Source organism: Vibrio sp. McD22-P3, from assembly GCF_021568915.1.
GTDB classification, from domain to species: domain Bacteria; phylum Pseudomonadota; class Gammaproteobacteria; order Enterobacterales; family Vibrionaceae; genus Vibrio; species Vibrio mediterranei.
In genome coordinates this window covers 237,435-259,171 of record NZ_JAKGTN010000003.1, presented here as the reverse complement: position 1 = coordinate 259,171, position 21,737 = coordinate 237,435, and the positions used below count along the sequence as shown (strand labels likewise).

Here is a 21,737-nt window from a genome sequence, read left to right as displayed (position 1 = left end):
TCTCAAGCTATACCGTAAAGAACGACGACGAGAAAAACCCGATAGATATAAATGTCGACATGGCTGCACCGCACAACAGTACTGGCATTTTTGCTCTTGGGTAAGATTCAAGCAACAAGATAATCGCCAGATAAGTAGGATACAAACCAAAGATATAACGTGGCATCGCATTGACACCCGATGATAAAGGTATCACTAAGTTGATAAACATAAATAGCGCTTCAGCATAACGCTTTTTGTAGATTAGATAGCCGTTAAGTGCGAAGCCAAGTAAAGAAACAATGGTGAGATAGAGCTTTGGACCACCTCTTTCAAATCCATATTCCAACCAAACAAATGGATTACTAAAGGTTCTGCCCCACGCCACTTGAATATGACCGAATGCCAATGCATCTCCCATATGGAAGTACAAATAAGCCATGTAAGTAAAGAAGCCTAATGGGATGATCCAAATCGCCGCAATAACTGCCAAACCGCGAGTTTTAAATCGATAAAAACTACTTAATCCATAGTGCTGGATACCAATAATGAGTACAGAGAACACTAACATCACACCTAGATTTCGAGTCACTGCAGCTAACATCCCTAATACAGCGACCAATAACCAATTCTGGCGATAACAAGCAATGAAGAGTCCTGCTACCAAGGCAATATACAGTGGCTCAGAATAGCCCGCTAATGAATAAACCGTATAAGGCGAGAAGCACATTAACCATATTGCCGTATCTTGCGCATTATTGCTAAGTTTCATCTGTTTCAATGCCATCACTAAAGCAGCTGTGCCGGCAATGAGGGTCACATTAGACACCAAAACCAATGACAGATTGATGTTATTAACGACGTAATTCACCGTTTTTGCAAGATAAGGGGACATGGGCATAAACGCCCAGTTAGCTCCGTTGCTTTGCCTCATATAGCTAGGCACTAGCGCGTAACCATCTTCCGCTATTCGCCTAAACCATACACAGTCAAAGCGACACATTTGATGCCAAATATCGATGTCCTTGATCGCTTCAGGGTTGAATGAGTACGTTCCTATTAAACCAAAAGCGGCAAAAACGATACGACTAGTGATCACTGCCAGCAAGAGTGTTATCCATTGGTCTTTGGTTAACATTATTGAAGAGTTTGGATTATGCATGGACTGAACTCACTTTCTCGACTTGCTGCGTCCCGGATAGAGGGGGTTGTTCTGGGTTATTTCTCTTGTCATATTGACCATATATTCCTTCTACAAGGTAAATTGGTCTCTGTTTCATTTCACGATACATTCTGCTGATATAGCCGCCGATAATGCCAAGCGAGATCAACTGAATGCCACCTAAGAAAAGTACAACACTAATAGTCGAGGCATATCCCGGAGTCTTAATATCAAAGAAGGTTGCGCCAATCACTATCTTTAGCATAAACAGAAAAGCGAGTAGAGAAATCACACACCCTACAAATCCCCATATTCGCAACGGCCATGCAGTAAAACTCAGTAAACCGTCTACTGCAAAATTCCACAACTTCCAGTAATTAAATTTGGTTTCACCAACATGTCTTTCAGGACGCTTAAAAGTAATCCCTTTAGAACGAAATGCCCCCCAAGCCAATAAGCCTTTCATAAAGCGATTTCTCTCCGGTAGTTGACGCATCGCCTCTATCACTACTCGATCAATCAAACGAAAGTCACCTGCATTTTCCGGCAAGGTTGTTTCTGATGCGAGCCAGTTGAAGACTCGATAAAAGCCACCAGCAGAGACTCGTTTCATCCACGTGTCTTTGCTTCTATCTTCGCGCACGCCATAAACAGTGTCCCACTCACCTGTCTGCCACTCTTTAACAAACTCTAATATGAGTTCAGGAGGGTCTTGAAGGTCAACGTCCATAATGACACACGCATCACCTCTAACATGATCAAGACCTGCTGTCATCGCCGCTTCTTTACCGAAATTTCGGGCCAAATTCACTAAAGTGACCCGTTTATCTTTGCCTATCAATTCTTCAATAACTGTGCGGGTTCGATCAGAGCTACCATCATTGACGAAAACAATATCTAATTGATGACGCATTCCATTGAGGGCATTATCCAGCGCATCAATAAAAGGTATGATCGACTCTTCTTCATTAAACACGGGAACTAATATGGATAAACTAAACTCGTTGCTACTTTTCATCAGCCCCGTCCTTAATCGTTATTTTGGTGACCGTTAGACTCGCCGGAGTTTCAAATTGCATATATTGGATGGGACGCGCCGCATCGATATTTGCTGCGGGCAATGTAGCTGCAAGAGACAGCTGACCGATAGGCTCCAATCGTGTCTTATGTTCACCATCGATGGAAACGTAAACGGGCTCAGTAATGCTTTTCGCTAGATCAATTTTTACATACACGGAACGAGTTGGATTTTGGTCAAAGTTAAAATACACACCGCCAGAATGAACCAGTCTCCTACCTTCAATTTTATTACGCTCAAGCTCGGTGTGTAAGTCGTAGTTCCAGCCTTCACGACTAATAAATGGGGACTGCTCTCCAGGCTCAATAATCCCTGACAATGGCAGCACTAAGTTGTTATTATCCTTGCCCCAAAAAAGCGTGGCTTTATCAATGTAATACGTTTGATAGCCCACCGTTACATTAGGTGTTGCCGCTAAATATAAAACCCACAAATAGTAGCCAGACAACGTAATCAGAATGGCGATTAGACTTATTCTAAGTCGACACTCTTTACCTTTAACATTGCCTCTAGACGTTGTGTTTTCGAGATTTTGTTCGGTCATAATTAATTTACAACTAGTTACATTTCATGATGTTTTACTCCTGCCTAACGGAAAGACTGTCAACATTTAGTCAGAAGCTTATTAAGATTTGATCAACCGATAATTAAACTTAGGGTACAAACCACCACTCATCCACACCTTGTATTTCATCGTCGATTTAAACTCATACGAACAAATACCAACTCAACTTATATTTGTCTCATTTCTCAATTCCAAGATTAGTTGCATAAAAAACCATGAGCTTTTCGAGGTTTTACCAATAAATGCCTTCCAGAGCACCGGTAAGTTAACTTAATATTCACTCTGTCAGCCCATATCATTAACAATAAAAACTATGCGTCTAACAATTACAAATAAACTTTTAATAGCGCTTATATTGGTCTTTGGAACAGTGGTTATTATTTCGACAACTTATCAATATAACCAACAAAGGGATCTCATCTATTCAGTCCTCAGTGAACAACTTCATGACAAAGCAAGTAACTATTTCGATAGCTTAAACATGATGATGCTCACAGGTACCATGGCTCAAAAAGAAACGCTGAGAAATAAAGCACTAGCTCAGGAGAATATTGAAAACGTTCGTGTTCTTAGAGGAGATGCTGTTTCCAAGCTATATGGACAAGGTTTAGAAAACCAAGTGCCGGTCGATGACATCGATAAACGTGCCCTCAATGGCGAAACGGTTATAGAGCCGTTCCAAGCAGATTGGGGAAGCGGCCTAGTCGTTGCCCTACCAATGGAGGCAAGCACCAACTATCGAGGTACTAATTGCATTACCTGCCACATGACAGAAGAAGGCGAAGTATTGGGTGCCATTCGCATCGAATACAACTTGAATCAAGTCAATGGATTCATTAATAAGCGAACCGCTATTGCTGTCGCTATTATGGCCGCCATCGCGTTTCTTGGTTACTTAGCAACGATCTTTATTGCTCGTCGGTTTATTGTTGGACCCGTGCAGACCACGTCCAAATTTATGACTCGTGTTAGTGGCAGCAAGGATCTCTCCATTAGATTATCGCAAAGACAAAATGATGAAGTCGGTGATTTAACCAATGACATCAATGCATTTCTGGACACAGTCTCAGACAGCCTGACTAAAGTACAAACTACAGCGCAAACCGTCAGCGCAAATGCCGACAAACTAACAGACATTGCGGAAAGCAACGAGTCTGTCGCAAAACGTCAGCTTGACGAAACCGCAGCAGTAGAATCCAACATGCAGATGCTGAAACAGCAACAGGCTACAGTCAGTAACGCAACCGAACGTGCATCGCAGTTGATGCAAGAGACGTGTGAACTGACAAAGGCGAGCAGCACCGAAGCTCAATCTGCAAGTAATGATATCGAGTCGTTGGTACAAGACATTACTCAAGTCTCCTCTCATATCTCTGAGCTTAATGAACAGACAGAGCAAGTCTCAGCAATTCTGTCGACAATCAAAGGTATCGCAGACCAAACAAACTTGCTTGCACTCAACGCTGCTATTGAAGCTGCGCGAGCTGGGGAACAAGGGCGTGGTTTTGCGGTTGTAGCAGATGAAGTTCGCTCTCTTGCTAGCAGAACCACGCAAGCGACTAATGATATTGAAGATATCATTGCCAAATTCCAACAAGGCAGTAGCCATTCTGTTCAAGCGGTTCGAAACGTCTCCGAAACAGCTCACCAAAGAGCGGATGAGGTTCAAGCACTGGCAGATAAAATGCAGACCGTTGTATCTCAAATTGAGGCTACGACTGACATAGCTAGTCAAGTGCAAGAGCAAATACAAGCTAACCGAGAAACTAGCGAAAACGTTGGTCAAAAAACCGTCGTAATTAGTGAGCATGCCAATGAAGCCTCGGACTCGGCGACTCAAACTCACCAAATTAGCATGGATTTGCAGCAACTCTCCCACCAACTCGATACGTTACTGAATCAATTTATGCTGAATAACCACAATAAAGGTTGAACCGTAAAAATTGACAGGTAATATGTCCCTTTGAAAAGAAATTTAGTAGCAACCCAATGAATTGGCTAAATGTTAGCCAAAGTCATTGGGTTGTATTGTTACCTCCATGGAGAAGATTAATAACATGACTTACGCGCCTGTAACTGACGTACTAAGCGGTAAGCTAGCTGTTGACAGTGAAGTCACTGTACGCGGCTGGATCCGTTCACGTCGTGATTCCAAAGCTGGAATCTCTTTCCTTGCCATCTACGACGGCTCTTGTTTCGACCCGATTCAGGCCGTGGTCCCTAATAATCTTAATAATTACGAGAATGAAGTACTGAAGCTAACAACAGGCTGTTCTGTTGAAGTAACAGGTACCATCGTAGAGTCTCCAGCAAAAGGTCAAGACTTCGAACTTGCAGCGACAGACGTTAAGGTTGTTGGTTGGGTTGAAGATGCTGATACTTATCCGATGGCGAAAACACGTCACTCAATCGAGTATCTGCGTGAAGTTGCTCACCTGCGTCCACGTACCAATGTTATTGGTGCTGTTGCGCGAGTACGTAACTGCCTATCTCAAGCTATCCATCGCTTTTATCACGAGCAAGGCTATTTCTGGATGTCTGCACCACTTATCACGGCTTCTGATGCAGAAGGTGCTGGTGAGATGTTCCGCGTTTCTACGCTAGATATGGCTAACCTGCCATTGACAGAGCAAGGCGATGTAGACTTCAACGAAGATTTCTTCGGTAAAGAAACATTCCTGACGGTATCTGGTCAACTTAACGCTGAAGCATATGCTTGTGCTTTAAGCAAAGTGTACACATTCGGCCCAACTTTCCGTGCTGAAAACTCAAATACTAGCCGTCACCTAGCGGAATTCTGGATGGTTGAGCCTGAAGTCGCGTTTGCAGACCTTGATGACGCAGCGAAACTGGCTGAAGACATGCTGAAATATGTGTTCAAAGCGGTATTGGAAGAACGTCGTGATGATCTTGAGTTCTTTGCTCAACGCATCAACAAAGAAGCAATTACTCGTTTAGAGAAGTTTGTAGAATCTGACTTCGCGCAGGTAGACTACACTGACGCAATTCAAATCCTGCTTGATTCAGGTAAAGAGTTCGAGTTCCCTGTTGAATGGGGTATCGATATGTCTTCTGAGCATGAGCGCTACCTAGCGGAAGAGCACTTCAACGCACCAGTTGTTGTTAAGAATTACCCGAAAGACATCAAAGCGTTCTACATGCGTATGAACGATGACGGTAAAACAGTAGCGGCTATGGACGTACTGGCACCGGGCATTGGTGAAATCATCGGTGGTTCTCAACGTGAAGAACGTCTAGAACTTCTAGACAAGCGTATGGTAGAAATGGGTATCGACCCTGAGCACATGAGCTGGTACCGCGATCTTCGCCGTTATGGCACAGTACCTCACTCAGGATTTGGTCTAGGCTTTGAACGTCTAGTATCTTACGTGACTGGCATGGCAAACATCCGCGATGTTATTCCGTTCCCACGTGCACCTCGCAGCGCGAACTTCTAGTTCTTACTCATTTTGCTCTTACGAGCAGAGATAGAATCCAATTTAAAGACCACCGCTTATGGTGGTCTTTTTTGTTTCATCATATGCCAATTCAAGAGCGGATAACTGAATGCTTAATTTGCAAATTCGAATCGAATATTCAGTTGGTAATTCATTCTATTAGCACTACATTTAGAGTGTAAACTTTATATAGAACGAGGTCTCATGATGGGAAAATTTACAGTAAAAGACATTGAATACTATGGTGAATCAGACGGCGTTCATAAATGGCAAGCTTCAAGTGGTCAACCATATTACTGGCATCCTGATTGGCTACATGTTGCCGAAGATGAAACCGGATTGCACCCAAAACAAGCGCTAGAAGTGGATGACAATGAAAGCGCAACAAAAGAGCATGCAACAACCGCTATTGTTAAACATCTCAACGAATGGCTAAAAGATAAATTAGACCAAAACCCAGATATAGAAACTCAAGCTGTAGAATCTGAGCACGAGCTTAAAGGCAAAGACGATTAATCGTTATCTATCTTAGCTAACGTGCTTTCCATTGCTGCATAAAGAGCACGTTAGTTATAACTTAACCTAGCAACTCAAACACTATTTCTAGAACTTTACATACACAAACAATGAATTAGTGTCCTTTTCTGTTTCAAATCAAAATAATTTTCTGTTTTCTTCTTTAATGTGGTTGTCTCCTATAGCCTTGAAAGGTATAAATAGGCTGTTGTCGTTTGTTAACAAACGTTTTGATTGCCCCTTCAATTAACATGGATGAAGAATATGTTTGAAAAAGTTGTTGCAGCACCCGCCGATCCAATCCTTGGTCTTACAGAAGAGTTTAAAAAAGACACTCGCGCAGAGAAAATTAACCTAGGTGTTGGTATCTATAAGAATGAACAAGGTGAAACTCCCGTTCTAGCGACTGTTAAGAAAGCAGAAGCGGCACTGCTGGAGACTGAGAAAACCAAATCTTATCTAACGATTGAAGGGACAGCTGAATACGGTCTAGCTGTTCAAAAACTGCTTTTCGGCGCTGATTCAGAGATCGTTGCCGAAAAACGTGCCAAAACAGCTCAAGCTCCAGGTGGTACTGGCGCACTTCGTGTTGCTGGTGAGTTCATCAAGCGTCAGCTTGGTGAAGTGAAGATTTGGATCAGCAACCCTACTTGGGCGAACCATAATGGCGTATTTAGCGCTGCAGGTATCGAAACCGCTCAATATCGTTACTACGACGCTGAAACTAAAGATAAAGACTTTGCAGGCATGGTTGCAGATCTTGAACAAGCGTCAGCTGGCGACATTGTGTTGCTACACGGTTGCTGCCATAACCCAACAGGCATCGATCCTACTGCCGATGAGTGGGACCAATTAGCTAAACTTGTTGCAGAAAAAGGCTTAATCCCATTATTTGACTTTGCTTATCAAGGCTTTGCTAAAGGTGTAGAAGAAGACGCTCAAGGTCTACGTGCGTTCGCTAAACACAACAAAGAGATTCTAGTGGCAAGCTCTTTCTCTAAGAACTTTGGTCTATATAACGAGCGTGTTGGTGCGTTCACATTGGTTGCGACTTCAGAAGAAGTAGCAACTACGGCTTTCTCTCAAGTTAAGAGCATCATTCGTTCAATCTACTCTAACCCACCAGCGCACGGTTCTGCAGTAGTCACTCACATTCTAAATGACCAAGCATTGCGCGCAGAATGGGAACAAGAAGTGGCAGAAATGCGCGACCGTATCCAAGAAATGCGTGAACTATTCGTTGAAACTCTTAAAGCTGAAGGCGTAGATGCAGACTTTAGCTTCATCGAGCGCCAAAATGGCATGTTCTCTTTCTCAGGCTTGACTAAAGAGCAAGTTAACCGCTTAAAAGAAGAGTTCGGTATTTACATCGTTGGTTCTGGACGTATCAGTGTTGCTGGTATGACAAAGTCAAACATGGGTCCACTATGTAAAGGTATCGCCGCAGTTCTATAAGCTCTAGCTCATAGAATCAAGACGTTAGCATTGAACAAATGCAGCTATAAGGCATAAATAATAGGTCAGCTTCGGCTGACCTTTTTTGTATCTGCGTGTAGTATTAAAGCATTGACCGACAGCTAAGGCCGCACATGGACGCAGAAATCTTGGAAATTCAAAACTTCCTAGCCTCCCACCCTCCTTTTGACGAACTTCCAGAAGAGACCGTACTTTATGTCTCTCAACATATGGAAATCGCTTACTACCGACAAGATACCCCCATCATCCACTTTGGTGATGATATTCACGACCTTTATATGGTTCGCAGCGGTGTGGTTGAAATCTACCGTCGAAAAGGAGAGCTCTACAATCGCCTAGATGAGGGAGACCTATTTGGGCAGATGGGACTGCTAACCAACAACAAAGTCCGTTTTCCTGCAAAAGCTGTCGAAGACACGTTAGTTTACTGCTTGTCAGCCGAGATCTTCCAAGAGCTCTATGACGGCTTCGACTCATTTGCTGATTTTGTAGAAGTAGAGGATACGGTACGTCTACGCCAAGCGGTATCCAACAACACCAATGAGAATGACCTGACCACATCCAAAGTAAGAACTTTACTAACGCGTGACGCTCCAACTATTGAGCGTTCCAGTACCATTCAAAACGCTGCACGATTAATGGCGGACGAACAAGTATCATCGTTACTGATCATTGACCCAGAAATTGTAGGCAATGATGAGGAAGACACTTCTCCGGTCCTCGGTATTATCACTGATCGGGACCTATGTACTCGTGTGCTAGCAGAGAGCCTTGACCCACAAGATGAAGTGGGTAGCGTGATGTCTACAGATGTGATTTCTCTCGACCACAATGCTTATGTTTACGAAGCCATGCTTACCATGCTTCGTTATAACGTGCATCACTTACCGGTACTCAAAAACAAACAGCCTATCGGCATCATAGAAACTACCGATATCGTCCGTTACGAATCGCAGAACTCGTTACTACTGGTAAGCAGTATTTTCCAACAACAGTCCGTTGAAGAGCTTAAATCGCTCTCCGAACAAGTTGGAGACAGCTTTGTCCGTTTAGTTAACGAAGATGCTAATGCTCACATGGTAGGAACCGCCATGTCGGTCATTGGCCGAAGCTTCAAGCAGCGCATAATTGAACTTGCAGAAGAAGAACTCGGAAGTGCGCCTATCCCATACTGCTTCTTAGCACTTGGCTCAATGGGACGAGACGAACAACTTGTCGTCACAGACCAGGATAACGCCATTATTCTTGATGACAGCTACGATGAGAAGAAACATGGGAAGTACTTCGAAGCCTTTGCTAAGTTCATTTGTGATGCTCTAGCAGACTGTGGGTACAGTTACTGCACGGGTGACATTATGGCCACCAACCCGGAATGGCGCATGACTCGCAAAGAGTGGGAAGCGTGTTTCTCTGATTGGATTGATGATCCTAACCCGAAAGCCCTGTTGAATGCATCGATCTTCTTTGACCTCGATGGTGTGTACGGCAAGTTGAAATGGGCCGAGCAACTAAATAGCTTTATTGTCCGCCGTGCTCGTCGTAACAACCGATTCCTCGCCTGCTTGGCGCGAAATGCCTTAAACCGAAAACCGCCTCTCGGTTTCTTTAAAGATTTTGTGATGGAAAAAGATGGTCAACATAACAACTCCATCAACCTCAAACGTCGTGGTACTGCACCTTTGGTCGACCTAATACGAGTACACGCGTTGGCGGTAGGTTCTCGCTCTACTAATTCATTTGAACGACTGGACGACATTCATGAAGCGGGAATATTACCCAAAGGCCGTGCTCGAGATCTCAAAGACGCGCTTGAGTTTATCTCTATGGTACGCATTAGCCACCAAGCTATCGACGTAGAGCAAGGCATAGAACCAGATAACAATATCGAACCAGAAAACCTTTCTGACTTTGAACGTCGAAACTTAAAAGACGCGTTCCAGATCCTAAGTAACGGTCAAAATTTCCTCAAATTCCGTTACCAAGCCAATAACGCGTTAAAGTAGGCTCAAATGATTAAGAAATTACTTCAGCCCCCATCCGTTCAGTGGACAAACAAGTTTGCGACCTTGGCAGAACGAGTTAATGATGAGCGTCTACGAGCATTTTACTCTGCTGGACTACCTGCCGCAGACACGCCATTAAGTGAGTTAGAGTACGTTGCACTGGATTTCGAAACCACCGGACTAAATCCAGATAAGGACGGAATTCTCTCTATCGGTTTAGTGCCGTTTACCGCGTCTCGTATTCGTCTCAAGCAAGCAGCGCATTGGACCATCAGACCCAAAGCCAAGCTTGAAGAAGAGTCCGTTGTCATTCACGGCATAACTCACAACGACATTATTGACGCACCAACACTAGATGAAGTTTTGGGTGATGTCCTTTCGGCGCTGGCAGGGAAAATTATTGTGGTTCACTACCGGCCAATTGAGAGAGGCTTTCTCAATAGTGCGCTTAAGCGAATGATTGGAGAAGGCATTGAGTTTCCGGTTGTCGATACCATGCAAATCGAATCAGATTATCAATCGCGCCTGACCGGGGGCATTATTAACAAACTGAAAGGGAAACGCGCAGACTCTGTGAGACTTGGTCAAAGCCGACGTCGATATGGTTTACCTGATTACCCACCTCATCATGCGCTGACCGATGCCATCGCGACAGCTGAACTTTTACAAGCTCAGCTCGCTTATCATTTCGAAGGCAAGCATACGATTAGTGAGATTTGGCTATAGCTTCGCATTCCCCTCTGACCGTTTTTGGTCAGAGGGGAAATAAGATTAGATCTTAAAGCGACCAATCTCTTTCTCTAGTTTCTGAGATAAATTAGACAGGTCAACGGCTTGCTGTGCCGCTTCCTGAGCTTCTTCAGCTAACTCATCAGACACATCACGTATACCTTGGGTATTTCGAGTGATTTCAGAGGTCACAGACGCTTGTTCTTCCGCCGCCGTAGCTATTTGCGCAGCCATATCACTGATTTGTTCAACAGCTGCATGAATTTGCGTTAGGCTCGCTGCAGCACAGTTCGCATCGTCAACACTAGTGTCAGCCAGTTTTCGACTATCGTTCATAATACCCACCGCTTTTGCAGTAGTTGCTTGCAAGGTTTCAATCGTACTTTGAATTTCTTGAGTCGACGCATGAGTACGCTGACTAAGCACACGAACCTCATCCGCTACAACCGCAAACCCACGCCCCTGCTCTCCTGCACGTGCTGCTTCAATTGCTGCATTAAGAGCGAGCAAGTTCGTTTGTTCAGCGATGTCTTGAATAGTCGAAAGAATGGTATTGATGCTATTACCGTGCGTCTCAAGCTCTTGAATTACGCCTGTCGCCACTTGAACTTCTGCCGCCAGATTTTGAATAGAGCCTTGAGTTTGAGAAACTTGGCCAGCACCGTGATTACTCGCACCAACCGCTTCTGACGAATTAGATGCTGTCATGTCGGCATTACTTGCGATTTCTTGAGTGGCCGCAGCCATCTCGTTAATCGCTGTCGCAACCATGTTGATTTCATCTTGCTGTGTTTGAATACGCTGGCTACGCACTCGGGCATGCGTTGCCGTATCTTTAGCTTGCTCCGATAGAGCCAATGATACATCTTTCAGATGCATGACCGTCTCATGCATATAGCTGACGAACGTATTGAAGTTTCTAGCCAACTGCCCTACTTCATCTTTGCTACGTGGTTCTAAACGCTGAGTTAGGTCACCTTCACCAGAAGCAATCTCTTTCAATGCTTTTGAGACGCGCGCGAGGTCATTCACTAAGAAACTCATCAACCACGACGCTACAATACCAACCAGAATAAGAATAATCAGAGAGGTAATAATCAGTTGAGTTAATGCCGTTTTGTGACCCGCTAGTTCTGTCGCTTTATCAAGTTCAACCGCAAACACCCAGTTTGTTCCGGGAACCTTCGAGAAGAACATCAGCTTCTCAGTACCGTTTAGTTTAAGCTCCAACATTGAGTTATCGGACGCTTTTTGCTGAATAGTTTGGATATTAAAACTCTGACCCAATGCCGTCACAGGCTTTAGAAGTAGCGATTTGTTAGGGTGCGCTAAGAAAGTGCCATTAGTCAGATCAATGAGCATTGCTGTCGCATTATTACCGACGTTTAAGCTGATTACATCGTTAACTAATTGGTCAATGAGAACATCAGCCCCAACGACCCCCATAAGTTGGCCGTGCTGTTTTACTGGCTCTGCAATTGTCACCAACAGTGCGTTGGTAATGGCATCTTGATAGGCCTCAGTGATAATCTGTTTATTCGCAGCCTGAGCCTCTTGATACCAAGGACGGGTACGAGGATCGTAATCAGCACGATTACGCTCAGGGTGAGAGCGGAACATTTCACCAGCCGGAGTGCCAAAGAAAATATCGTCAAAGCCACCCGCTATGCGAGCTTGCTGTAAATATGGAACTTTATCCTCTTGATCAACAAAACCGTTGAACGCAGTGGCGATAGTTTTGCGAATATCGACCCAGTTTTTAATGCCTTCTACAGCAGCGTATGAGACGTTGTTCGCACGTGCACTGATTGCAGCATTAGTTTGCGAGGATAATTGATTAGCGGCAAGAATGGTCAACGCGACCGCCATGAGCACCACCGCACTGAGTGTGGCAGCAATAAGCTTTTGTCTTAATGATAAGTTCATAGTTTATTATTCTGTCTTTGTCGGATTTTGGTTGTTATTTTTATTGTTAACCACTACGTGGCGTGCGAATAATATACATATTCAGCAGCAAAATCGAGCGCCAATATATTGACTTATAAGCATTTTGTAGTGACATTTCATTGACCCCACTAATTTTACAAACAATGTTTTTATTTGTATTATGCTGGAGATTTAATCAACTCCACTATAATCGGCTGATCACTCCATTTCTTTAGGACTCGACATGTTAAAGATCTACCAAAGACAATATGCAGTTGTCGAGGCCATTGCCTACTTGAAGCAACCTCACATTCATTAGCTAATGTTGACTTTTGTGCTGACAGCACTCAAAAACTCGCGAGAATTTCTCAACATTCACTTTGGCTAATTTTAGAGGTTCACTATGAACTCCAAACATTGGACTCGGTTTGAACTACTCCATCAAACTGTGACTAACCCTAATATCCACGTTAAAGGTACGCATAGTTATTACAGCGACGCTTACGACAATGGTTTCGAGTCGTCTGTCGTCCGCTACCTGCATGGCGACGAGCAAACTCGACATAAGTCGCCGCCATGGGACATTGACCAACTATATATAGGCGATTATGTCTGTATCGGAGCGGAAGCAGTAATACTTATGGGTGGCAACCACACTCATCGACTCGATTGGTTTTCACTCTATCCATTTTTAGACAATGTCGAACAAGCTTATCAATCGAAAGGCGATACCATTATTTCTGATGGTGCATGGATTGGCATGCGAGCTATGATCATGCCAGGAGTGTCTATTGGTGAAGGTGCAGTAGTTGCGGCGAATAGCGTGGTGACGAAAGATGTAGCGCCTTATTCCATTGTTGGCGGTAACCCAGCAAAGGTCATTAAGCATAGGTTTGATGCCGACAGCATAAAGCGTTTGCTAACACTCAATATCTATCAATGGAGTGAAGAAAAATTCGAGGCGCTACGACACCTCATTTGCGCCAGCGATATCGATGCACTTGAAAGTGCTCACACACTCTATGAAAGCCGTTAATAGCAATCATAATTTGAACATCGATAAACAAAAAGAGCGGCTAATTAGCCGCTCTTTCTTATCTGCTCAGATTGCAATCAGTATTTTTCAGTTCTCATACCAAGCAATAGGCTCACACACATCATCAGCAAAATGATGGTGAACGGTAATGCGGATGAAATCGCACCGGCTTGCAATGCTGCAATCGCCTCATTACCACCAATCCAAAGTAGCGCAACTGCGATAGCACCTTCCATAAACGCCCAGAATACGCGCTGAATAACTGGTGCATCGACTTTACCGCCCGCTGTAATACTATCGATTACCAAAGAGCCTGAGTCTGACGACGTAATAAAGAACACCAAAACAAGCACAACAGCAACGATAGAGAGCATCGTACCCATAGGCAATTCATCGAACATTTCAAACATCGCCAATGGAACATCACCTAAGCCATTAGTACCCAGTGAGCCAACTTGATTAATCACTTGATCAATAGCCATGCCACCAAATACTGACATCCACACCACGGTCACTGCGGTAGGTACGATAAGTACTGCTGTAATAAATTGGCGAACAGTACGACCTTTCGATACACGCGCGATAAACATACCTACGAATGGGGACCATGAAATCCACCACGCCCAGTAGAACACAGTCCAACCGTGCATCCATACTTCATCTTCGCGTCCATGAGGGTTGCTTAGTGGAATAATGTTCTTAATATACGCAAACAACGTCTCAGGAATCGCGGCAAATGTAACGGCATAACCAATAAAAGCAACTAATATAAGCAACAAGAAGGCGATGATCATGTTGATATTACTAATAACCTTAACACCGCCATCAATACCGCGTAATACGGAAACAACCGCTAATAATGTTACGACCGCAATAACGACTATTTGCAAAGTCATTCCTGACTCAACACCAAACACGTGATGAATACCGCTCGCTGCTTGCTGCGCACCTAAACCAAGAGATGTTGCTAAGCCGAACAATGTCGCCAATACCGCAAGAATATCAACGATGTGACCTGCCCAACCCCAAGCTCTGTCGCCAAGAATCGGATAGAAAATTGAACGCATCGACAAAGGTAAACCTTTGTTGTAGGCAAAAAAGGCAAGTGAAAGAGCAACAACGCCGTAGATTGCCCATGGGTGTAGACCCCAATGGAACATAGTAGCACCCATTGCAAGCTCTCTTGCCGCCGCAGTGTTTGGCTCTACACCTAGTGGAGTTTCAAACCAGCCAGTAAAGTAAGCCACGGGCTCAGCTACACTCCAGAACATTAAGCCAATACCCATACCAGCAGCGAACAACATGGCAAGCCATGACATAAACGAATAATCCGCGACCGCATCTTTACCACCAAGGCGGATTTTACCGTATGGGGACACTATCAATGCTAGGCAGAAAACAACAAATATGTTCCCAGACCACATGAATAGCCAATCAAATTTATCAATGATTGCTAGTTTGATACCATCAAGAGCAGATTTTGCGGTATCCGCGTCAACAATGACGGTTAATAATAGAAGCAGTGCAATAAATCCCGCACTAATCCCGAAGACAGGGTTATGAACATCAAACCCCCATTTCTGGACATTATCTTGCCCAATAGTGTAGTCAGTACTATCAATACTGTACTTATCAATACCCTTTGTCATTAATCCTCTCTATGACCCATTCCTTTTAACTCAAAGCATTTTAGGTCAAAACTATGAATGCTGGACTACAACGAACAGCTGACCCTTAACGATATCTGCTTTGCAAACGCTGTATTTTACCAAATTATAAGCGGAATTTCACAAAATGTTAGGAAAGTCAGACAATTCGTACCAAATGGAACTGAGACAATTAACGATTAGAACTCGAATTAAATCGGAGTGGGCGGGAGTTTAAGGGCCAAAGTAGAAGAGACATATAGCCCCAAATTGATGAGGCCACTATTCCAATAAAATACTAGTTCTTTGAAATATTACTATCGAGTTGTAGAACTGGAGACGCGTCAATATCGTCGGCATTCATCATCAACGAAATACGCTGGATCGACGACAGTAATAAAGTTTGCTCCCAACTTTCTAGACGCTGAAATTTCTGAACGAAGCTATCCTGAAGTGGTAAAGGCGAATCTTTCAATACTTCCTCTCCTTTCTCAGTCAGTGTTGCGTGCACTTTGCGTTTGTCTTGCTGACTCCGAATACGTTGGACATAATCTTGAGCTTCAAGACGGTCGATGATCGTCGTTGCCGTGGCTTGGCTGATATTGGTTGAGTTTGAAAGTTCACGAATTGTCACATCACCCATATCTTTGATAGCTTTCATCAAAATAAGCTGAGGCCCCGTCAAGCCGCACTCTTTCTTAAGCTTTTTAGAGTGTAGGTCAATCGCGCGGATAATCTGGCGTAACGCCACCAATACTTCTTCGTGTTTTTCCAATTTCCAATCCAGTCTTTCAAAGAGTTAGCGCGCTCTTTATAACAGAACGCGAAACAGAATGCGTCGTGATTTTAGTAAAAATCTCAATTGATCACAGCTTTTATCCACTTAAACAACCTAAACCCTCGCTAAATCTAGCTTCACACCTATTTTATACTCGTTAAGAGCATATTAAACCAAATCGTTTAAGCACCCTACGACAAACCATTTTCTAGAGCGTATTTTGCCAACTCTGCCGTCGAATGTAGATCCAGTTTATGTTTGATGTTTTGACGGTGAGTCTCCACCGTTCGATAGGAGATGTCTAACATCTGAGCTATTTTCTTACTACTACAACCTTGAGCTACTAGCTTGAGCACAGACTCTTCACGTCGACTCAATGGGTTGGACTTTGCTACGACAGGGGTAATCTCTTGAGAGAACAATGTTTGGGTGACTGACTCACAAAAGTAGGTCGACCCTTGGTGAACAGTCTTAATTGCCTGCACCATTTTCTCTGCGGAGATTTCCTTTAGCATGTAACCTACCGCTCCTGCCTGCATTACCTTCATAATGTATTCACGATTATCATGCATCGTTAACATTAGAACTCGGATATTGGGAAGCTCTTCTTTAAGCACTTGCGTGGACTCAATGCCGTTCATTATCGGCATACTTACATCCATTAAGACTACATCCGGCAAAGTGCTTTTGACGACCTCAATAGCTTCTACACCATTGCTTGCAGTTGCAACCACATCGATTTCCGGCTCGCGCTCTAGCCTAGCCATAAAACCTTCAAGAACAACCTGATGATCATCGACAATGACGACTCGGATCTTGGCATCCATTACACTGCCTCCTCTACCTTTAACAACACGGTAATTTCTGTTCCCTTTCCATATTCACTAATCAGCTCGAACTCTCCCCCGATGAATTCCACTCGTTCGCGCATGTTTCTTAATCCAATCCCACGGCTATTCATCGCATTTCCAACATCAAATCCAACTCCATCATCGGTGACGATCAACTGTAGTACACCGCCAAATTGCTTCAAGAACACGGTGACCTTGGTCGCCTGAGCATGCTTTTCGATATTATTAAGAGACTCTTGAACCACTCTATAGAGTGTAGTCGCCACTTCAGATTTGAGTTTCGAGGCATTGGAGTCTAAAACCAGTTCAGTACTTGCCATGGAGTAGGTTTTAAAATCTTGCAAGAGAGTGGTAATCGCTGCTTCCAAACCTATATCATCCAAAGCACTAGGACGTAAGTGATGGGAAATTCGACGAACTTCCATTATTGCTTCTGACAATGAAGATTGAGATTGCTGTAAGTGCCCCATAGAACGATCATCAACGCTTCTCGTGTCCATCAACTCAAGATGACATTTACTCGACACCAGCAATTGATTTACCCCATCATGAAGCTCTCTGGCTAAATGCTTACGTTCATCCTCCTGAAACATCACCGTTTTATGGGCGAGCTCTTTTAGATTTTTATCAGCTAATTTATGTTCGTGCCAATTAACCGCTAAGGTCAGTACAATAATCACCGCTACTGTTACTGCGAAAATTGTCACGATAGAAAATATCGTGGTCTCGATATTGTTATCAATGGCGGCCCTTAATATTGCCACTTCTTGCGCCACATCTTCGATATACAGCCCGGTCCCTATCATCCAGTCCCACTTATCCAGCCAAGCTGCATAACTAAGTTTGGTGACCGTTTCTCCAGTAGAAGGTTTTTGCCATAAGTACTGGTGATAGCCCCCTCCTGATTGAGCTTGAAACAACAGAGCTTCAATCAGGTAATCACCATCTTGGTCTTGAAGTTTTAACAAGTTTCGACCAACAAGTTGCGGAAGAATTGGGTGAACAAGGTTGGTGCCGTTTTTATCGTAGGCAAAAAAGTAGCCATCGGTTCCATAACGTAGACGATTGAGCGTTTCTTTGACCTGATTTTTGGCTTCAGTCTCAGTTAATGAAGAGTTGTTATAGACCTGCTCAATGGCATCAAAGGCCATTTCGACGCTATCTTTAAGAGCAGATTCTTTTGAGCGAATAAGACTCTCTCGGAAAATGTTAATTTCATTTTCTCCGAGGGCTTTTGCTTGGTGAAGAGTTATCCAACTAACACTCGCCGTCACAATGATAAGTGGGATGAGTGTCAGTAAGATAAGTTTTGCTTTGAGCGGCATAGAAGTCCTTTTTCTAAGCTGCATTGGATGTAGCTTATTGTTTCCTATTGTAAACAGTAGCAATGTCTAAAATAGAAATGAACCACTATGCCGAGCTAACGCAGCTCCGATCACATTCCATAAAATTCTGGGAACATAAGTATCGACGCTAAGACGACTATTTGTATCGCGATAAATGGCATTACGCCTCGGTAAATATCTCTTGTGGTCACGCCATTAGGGGCTACGCCTTTCAAATAAAACAAGCTAAAACCGAATGGTGGGGTTAAGAACGATGTTTGCAGGTTCATCGCAATTAAAATAGCAAACCACGTCATATTGATACCCATTAGCTCTGCCACAGGGGCAATCATCGGTACGATAATGAAACAGATTTCTACGAAGTCGATAAAGAAACCAAGAATCAAAATCACCACCATGGTAATGATTAGGAAGCCCCATTTCTCACCAGGCAGTTCAAGCATCCATTCCTCTACCAGCATATCACCACCGGTGTAAGTAAACGCCATTGAGAACGCTGTTGCACCAAGCAGAATCGCAAATACCATCGCCGTCACTTTCACCGTTTCTTTAGACGCATCATAGAGCATGCCCCAACTGAATTGGCGATACATAAGTGATAGAACAATTGCACCCGCTCCACCGAGAGCAGCAGACTCCGTCGGCGTCGCAATACCGGCAAAGATAGAGCCTAATACCACAACAATTAGTGCTAACGGCGGAATAATCGCTTTCAACGCCGTTTTTACTTCCTCTGAGCGTGAAATAGTTTCATCTCTTGGAATCGGTTGAGCACTCTCTGGGTTTAACTTTGCATAAATGAGTATGTAAGCGACATAAGCGCCAACTAGGACAAAGCCCGGCCATAACGCAGCTTGGAATAAATCCCCTACTGGAACACCTAACACGTCACCCAAAAGAATAAGCACGATGGATGGTGGGATAATTTGCCCTAGAGTACCCGAAGCACAAATGGTGCCGCAGGCCAACCCTTTATCATAGTTGTACTTTAGCATCACTGGCAGTGAGATAAGCCCCATGGCGACGACGGATGCCCCTACAACTCCCGTTGATGCTGCAAGCAATGCACCCACGAGTACCGTTGAAATAGCGATACCACCACGAACACCACCAAACAGACGACCCATCGACTCAAGAAGCTGTTCAGCTAGTCGAGTCTTTTGTAAAACTAACCCCATAAAAACAAACAGAGGTACAGCCATTAATACCGTATTTTCCATAATGGACTGTATGCGATATGGCATAAACGCAAACATTTCTATCCCTTCAGCCCACACACCGAAGATCAGCGCGATACCGCCAAAAGTGAAAGCAACAGGAAAGCCGAGTAGTAGCGCGAATAAGGCTACAAAAAACATCACAATACCGATCATGAGAATGTCCTTATTCGTTTGAGCCGGAAGACTTAGCGTAAATGAGGTGTGGATTGAACAGTTTGTTCAATGAGTGCAGAACTAAGCCAACACCAGCAATCGCCATAAAGAAGAATGAAAGAGGAATCATCGCTTTGATGATCCAGCGATAAGGTAAGCCACCAGGGTCACCAGAGGTTTCTCCTAGCGCGTAACTTTCTTTGGCAAAATCGATACCAAACCAAGCGACCAATAAACAAAATGGGAAAAGAAAAACAAAAGTGCCTAGTAGGTCGATGATGGCTTGAGCTTTGATAGATAAACGCTCGTAGAATACGTCTACTCGTACATGTCCACCCGCCTTAATCGCGTATGGGACGCCTAGTAAAAACACCGCTGAGAACAAATGCCATTCCATTTCTTGGAAGGCGATAGAAACATCATTAAATACGTAGCGCATCACTACGTCATAAACAACATTCACCAATAAGAGCAAAAACAAAATACTGGATAACCAGCCTAGCAAATCCGCTACCTTGTTAAACAGTCTTTCAATGTAAATTAAACTACGCATACAACTTTCCGCCTATCCGCCATATTTAGTTCATTGTTTTAGTTAAGGGCGTATGACCATTTTTTGGGAAAAAGTGGCGCAGGAGCCGCGCCACTTAAAGGGGGTATTAATTGTCGAACTTGTTTAGGTAAGCTTTAGACGCAATATCAGTCCAAGAGCGTACTTGCTGTAGATAAGCGGCTTGAGAAGCTTGGATTTCTTTTGCCATCTCATCTTTAGCTGCGTGCTCTTTTAGCAATTTGTCATTCGCATCACGCAGTGCATCCATTACTTCACGTGGGAAGTCTTTAACTTTCACATCTGGGTAATCTGTTTGGATAGTTGCCCAGTTCTTGCCACTTTCGTGAGTCGATTGGATGTACATGTCGTACGCAGCTGTCTTCATAGCGATTTGTAGAATTGCTTTCAAATCGTCAGGAAGTTTGTTCCAAGTACGTTTGTTTACTAGGAATTGCAGCTCTGTTGCTGGCTCATGCCAACCGGTGTAGTAATAAGGCGCAATTTTGTGAAAGCCCATACGAAGGTCTAGTGATGGTCCTACCCACTCAAGTGCATCGATGGTACGACGTTCTAAAGAGGTATACAGCTCACCTGAAGCGATGTTTGTTGGCTTAGCACCAACCTCTGCTAGGATTTCGCCGGCAAAACCTGGGATACGCATTTTCAGACCTTGTAGGTCATCTACACTGTTGATTTCTTTTTGGAACCATCCGCCCATCTGAACATCAGTGTTACCACCTGGGAAAGACATCATGTTATGCGGCGCATACACTTTCTCCATTAGTTCCATACCACCACCGTGATAGAACCAAGCGTACTGCTCTGGTGCCGTCATACCAAAAGGCATTGTCGTAAAGTAGAGGGTATTTGGCACTTTACCTTTCCAGTAATACGACGCTGAGTGACCCATGTCATATTGACCAGATTTAACCATATCAAACACACCGAAAGGCGCTTTGTGCTTGTTCGAAGAGTCAATGCGGATTTGCAAACGACCGTTTGACATTTCTTCTGCCATTTTCGCCATGTTCTTCGTTGCGTCACCAAAGATAGGGAAGTTTGGCCCCCATGTTTCGGCTAACTTTAAACGATAAACTTTATCGGCTGCATTTGCGGTACCTGCAACAAACGCTAAACACGTTGCTGCAACAATCGCCGTGCTCTTTATGACACGTGTTACTGATTTCTTGATTAGACTCATTATTCAGTTCCTTGAGTAGGTTCCCTGTTGAAGTCACTGTCGCGACTCCAAGTTTCACATT

Annotated in this window: 17 protein-coding genes and 2 pseudogenes; 7 read left to right on the top strand and 12 right to left on the bottom strand. The window is 43.9% G+C overall.

The window, feature by feature from the left end:
• Positions 1 to 7: 7 nt before the first annotated feature.
• Genes L2W36_RS05125 through L2W36_RS05115 form a run of 3 tightly spaced genes read right to left on the bottom strand, consistent with a single transcriptional unit; the run spans position 8 to position 2,763 of the window.
• Positions 8 to 1,141, bottom strand: a complete 1,134-nt coding sequence (locus L2W36_RS05125; protein WP_236109480.1) for a hypothetical protein — start codon at positions 1,139 to 1,141, stop codon at positions 8 to 10.
• Positions 1,134 to 2,159: a glycosyltransferase family 2 protein gene (locus tag L2W36_RS05120; protein ID WP_031494411.1), complete on the bottom strand. Its 1,026-nt coding sequence runs from the start codon at positions 2,157 to 2,159 to the stop codon at positions 1,134 to 1,136. Before L2W36_RS05120 ends, L2W36_RS05125 begins: the two co-directional genes overlap by 8 nt.
• On the bottom strand, positions 2,149 to 2,763 hold the full coding sequence (locus L2W36_RS05115) for a hypothetical protein (protein WP_236109479.1): 615 nt from the start codon (positions 2,761 to 2,763) through the stop codon (positions 2,149 to 2,151). Before L2W36_RS05115 ends, L2W36_RS05120 begins: the two co-directional genes overlap by 11 nt.
• A gap of 334 nt (positions 2,764 to 3,097) precedes the next feature.
• Here L2W36_RS05115 and L2W36_RS05110 point away from each other — a divergent pair, with 334 nt between their 5' ends.
• The 6 genes from L2W36_RS05110 (at position 3,098) to L2W36_RS05085 (ending at position 10,963) form a co-directional block, all read left to right on the top strand.
• Positions 3,098 to 4,717, top strand: a complete 1,620-nt coding sequence (locus L2W36_RS05110) for a methyl-accepting chemotaxis protein (RefSeq protein ID WP_236109478.1) — start codon at positions 3,098 to 3,100, stop codon at positions 4,715 to 4,717.
• Between the two features lie 124 nt (positions 4,718 to 4,841).
• On the top strand, positions 4,842 to 6,242 hold the full coding sequence (gene asnS / locus L2W36_RS05105; protein ID WP_006073720.1) for an asparagine--tRNA ligase: 1,401 nt from the start codon (positions 4,842 to 4,844) through the stop codon (positions 6,240 to 6,242).
• Between the two features lie 207 nt (positions 6,243 to 6,449).
• Positions 6,450 to 6,758 carry a hypothetical protein gene (locus L2W36_RS05100; protein WP_006073723.1) on the top strand — a complete coding sequence of 103 codons (309 nt, stop codon included), beginning with the start codon at positions 6,450 to 6,452 and terminating at the stop codon, positions 6,756 to 6,758.
• Between the two features lie 264 nt (positions 6,759 to 7,022).
• On the top strand, positions 7,023 to 8,213 hold the full coding sequence (locus L2W36_RS05095; RefSeq protein ID WP_062457275.1) for an amino acid aminotransferase: 1,191 nt from the start codon (positions 7,023 to 7,025) through the stop codon (positions 8,211 to 8,213).
• A gap of 134 nt (positions 8,214 to 8,347) precedes the next feature.
• Positions 8,348 to 10,237 (top strand): putative nucleotidyltransferase substrate binding domain-containing protein, encoded by a 1,890-nt coding sequence (locus L2W36_RS05090; RefSeq protein WP_236109477.1) that lies wholly within the window; start codon positions 8,348 to 8,350, stop codon positions 10,235 to 10,237.
• A gap of 9 nt (positions 10,238 to 10,246) precedes the next feature.
• Positions 10,247 to 10,963 (top strand): 3'-5' exonuclease, encoded by a 717-nt coding sequence (locus L2W36_RS05085; protein WP_038226056.1) that lies wholly within the window; start codon positions 10,247 to 10,249, stop codon positions 10,961 to 10,963.
• A gap of 45 nt (positions 10,964 to 11,008) precedes the next feature.
• Here the strand turns inward: L2W36_RS05085 and L2W36_RS27475 are convergent.
• Together L2W36_RS27475 and L2W36_RS27470 are read right to left on the bottom strand one after the other, a co-directional pair.
• Positions 11,009 to 12,181 (bottom strand): annotated as a pseudogene (locus tag L2W36_RS27475) (methyl-accepting chemotaxis protein); the annotation flags it as partial.
• Positions 12,179 to 12,835 (bottom strand): annotated as a pseudogene (locus L2W36_RS27470) (cache domain-containing protein); the annotation flags it as partial. The pseudogenes L2W36_RS27470 and L2W36_RS27475, both read right to left, overlap by 3 nt.
• Positions 12,836 to 13,295: 460 nt before the next feature.
• On the opposite strand from L2W36_RS27470, the gene L2W36_RS05075 reads away from it, so the two are divergent.
• The gene (locus L2W36_RS05075; RefSeq protein WP_236109475.1) at positions 13,296 to 13,928 is read left to right on the top strand and encodes a CatB-related O-acetyltransferase; all 633 of its coding nucleotides are present in this window, start codon (positions 13,296 to 13,298) and stop codon (positions 13,926 to 13,928) included.
• A 77-nt stretch (positions 13,929 to 14,005) separates the two neighbouring features.
• Here the strand turns inward: L2W36_RS05075 and L2W36_RS05070 are convergent, their stop codons facing one another.
• From L2W36_RS05070 to L2W36_RS05040, 7 genes are all read right to left on the bottom strand, one after another.
• Entirely contained in the window at positions 14,006 to 15,577 is a 1,572-nt protein-coding gene (locus L2W36_RS05070; RefSeq protein ID WP_006073732.1) for a BCCT family transporter, read from the bottom strand.
• Between the two features lie 295 nt (positions 15,578 to 15,872).
• Positions 15,873 to 16,349 (bottom strand): MarR family winged helix-turn-helix transcriptional regulator, encoded by a 477-nt coding sequence (locus L2W36_RS05065; protein WP_006073734.1) that lies wholly within the window; start codon positions 16,347 to 16,349, stop codon positions 15,873 to 15,875.
• Between the two features lie 194 nt (positions 16,350 to 16,543).
• Positions 16,544 to 17,179, bottom strand: a complete 636-nt coding sequence (locus L2W36_RS05060; protein WP_006073738.1) for a response regulator transcription factor — start codon at positions 17,177 to 17,179, stop codon at positions 16,544 to 16,546.
• Positions 17,179 to 18,528, bottom strand: coding sequence for a cache domain-containing protein (locus L2W36_RS05055; protein WP_006073741.1), 1,350 nt, complete (start codon positions 18,526 to 18,528; stop codon positions 17,179 to 17,181). The genes L2W36_RS05060 and L2W36_RS05055 overlap by 1 nt, the downstream gene beginning before the upstream one ends.
• 110 nt (positions 18,529 to 18,638) lie before the next feature.
• The gene (locus L2W36_RS05050; RefSeq protein WP_006073742.1) at positions 18,639 to 19,922 is read right to left on the bottom strand and encodes a TRAP transporter large permease; all 1,284 of its coding nucleotides are present in this window, start codon (positions 19,920 to 19,922) and stop codon (positions 18,639 to 18,641) included.
• Between the two features lie 10 nt (positions 19,923 to 19,932).
• Complete coding sequence (locus L2W36_RS05045) at positions 19,933 to 20,475, bottom strand: TRAP transporter small permease subunit (RefSeq protein WP_062457260.1); 543 nt, start codon at positions 20,473 to 20,475, stop codon at positions 19,933 to 19,935.
• Positions 20,476 to 20,581: 106 nt separating this feature from the next.
• Positions 20,582 to 21,676 (bottom strand): TRAP transporter substrate-binding protein, encoded by a 1,095-nt coding sequence (locus L2W36_RS05040; protein WP_236109474.1) that lies wholly within the window; start codon positions 21,674 to 21,676, stop codon positions 20,582 to 20,584.
• Positions 21,677 to 21,737: the final 61 nt, after the last annotated feature.

Coding starts and splice junctions, on each gene's coding strand:
- L2W36_RS05125 (WP_236109480.1), bottom strand. CDS start 1,141: ATGCATAATCCAAACTCTTCAATAATGTTAACCAAAGACCAATGGATA.
- L2W36_RS05120 (WP_031494411.1), bottom strand. CDS start 2,159: ATGAAAAGTAGCAACGAGTTTAGTTTATCCATATTAGTTCCCGTGTTT.
- L2W36_RS05115 (WP_236109479.1), bottom strand. CDS start 2,763: ATGACCGAACAAAATCTCGAAAACACAACGTCTAGAGGCAATGTTAAA.
- L2W36_RS05110 (WP_236109478.1), top strand. CDS start 3,098: ATGCGTCTAACAATTACAAATAAACTTTTAATAGCGCTTATATTGGTC.
- asnS (WP_006073720.1), top strand. CDS start 4,842: ATGACTTACGCGCCTGTAACTGACGTACTAAGCGGTAAGCTAGCTGTT.
- L2W36_RS05100 (WP_006073723.1), top strand. CDS start 6,450: ATGGGAAAATTTACAGTAAAAGACATTGAATACTATGGTGAATCAGAC.
- L2W36_RS05095 (WP_062457275.1), top strand. CDS start 7,023: ATGTTTGAAAAAGTTGTTGCAGCACCCGCCGATCCAATCCTTGGTCTT.
- L2W36_RS05090 (WP_236109477.1), top strand. CDS start 8,348: ATGGACGCAGAAATCTTGGAAATTCAAAACTTCCTAGCCTCCCACCCT.
- L2W36_RS05075 (WP_236109475.1), top strand. CDS start 13,296: ATGAACTCCAAACATTGGACTCGGTTTGAACTACTCCATCAAACTGTG.
- L2W36_RS05070 (WP_006073732.1), bottom strand. CDS start 15,577: ATGACAAAGGGTATTGATAAGTACAGTATTGATAGTACTGACTACACT.
- L2W36_RS05060 (WP_006073738.1), bottom strand. CDS start 17,179: ATGGATGCCAAGATCCGAGTCGTCATTGTCGATGATCATCAGGTTGTT.
- L2W36_RS05055 (WP_006073741.1), bottom strand. CDS start 18,528: ATGCCGCTCAAAGCAAAACTTATCTTACTGACACTCATCCCACTTATC.
- L2W36_RS05050 (WP_006073742.1), bottom strand. CDS start 19,922: ATGATCGGTATTGTGATGTTTTTTGTAGCCTTATTCGCGCTACTACTC.
- L2W36_RS05045 (WP_062457260.1), bottom strand. CDS start 20,475: ATGCGTAGTTTAATTTACATTGAAAGACTGTTTAACAAGGTAGCGGAT.
- L2W36_RS05040 (WP_236109474.1), bottom strand. CDS start 21,676: ATGAGTCTAATCAAGAAATCAGTAACACGTGTCATAAAGAGCACGGCG.